The 962-nt window shown below is 49.1% G+C and carries 1 protein-coding gene; it reads right to left on the minus strand.

The genetic code is table 11. The features are described 5' to 3' along the window. Positions 1-850 (minus strand): hypothetical protein (locus IX84_RS30470; protein WP_044230428.1); only part of this gene is annotated, 850 nt, incomplete at its 3' end. Positions 851-962 lie beyond the last annotated feature (112 nt).

Here is a 962-nt window from a genome sequence, read left to right on the forward strand (position 1 = left end):
CTGCTAAAAATGCCCTGCGGTGGATATTTTCGTGCCAGCCATTCTTTTTTGAGCGCTGCTCTTGTTTTGGTTTTTTCTTTATCTTTTGAGGCTCGTTTTCCACTCCCATCAAAGCATCGGCAATGGCTTTGACACTACGTTGCTTAGGCTTAAAGCTGGAAGTTACTGAAACAGTTGCCATCTGCTTTGTCCCTGGTTTCTCCCCTTTGCCCAAGCGGGCTTTGGGGTTGCCCGAGCGGGCTTTGGGCTTTCTTACCTTCGGTACGCCCTTGCCGTCAAAAGAGGCGCTGAAGCACACCGCTTCAGGTTCTGCCTTAGCCGGGCGGGCCTCATAATAGGCTTCCACGTATTGGCCCAAATTAAGAGTGTTGCGCACCGAGGACTCCCAGCGCAAATCCAAATTCAGCAGCTTGTTAAACAGGTGCACGCTTTCACGGAAATCATTCTCTGATGCACTTTCGCCCACTAATTCCTGGATATTGTAAGACCAATAGCTCCCTCGGGGCAACTGCAGGTGCTCATCCAGTTTATATACAACCCCTTTGTCACTGGCCCAGTGGCTCGGGCGCTGTATGGATAAGGGCCCAAACAAACTTAAATAGCGCCGCGCCTTCTTGCCCTTGCTTTGGCAAGCTGCTTGATTGTCCACGTCGAATTCATAACTCTTGCACTGTTTTAGCTTCCCGGCTATGATGTACCGGAGCAGCAGCAGCCCGATGCTCAGCAATTCGCTCAGCAAGCCTTTTTCAATGTCATGCATGGCATCCGAAGATTCGACGTATCCATCGCTAAGGCACACTAATTCTTCAAACTTCTGATTTAATCGCTGGGTAAGTTGCTGTTTTTCCATAACTTCATCCGGGAGGTTTGGCTGTCGTTAATTGTTTTGTGTCAAACTCAATTTACGACTTATTGGCTCAACCTCCCTTTTTTACCCATCCCCGCTTTTTTGTCACGCACTC

The organism is Phaeodactylibacter xiamenensis, from assembly GCF_000759025.1.
In the GTDB taxonomy this organism is placed as follows: domain Bacteria; phylum Bacteroidota; class Bacteroidia; order Chitinophagales; family Saprospiraceae; genus Phaeodactylibacter; species Phaeodactylibacter xiamenensis.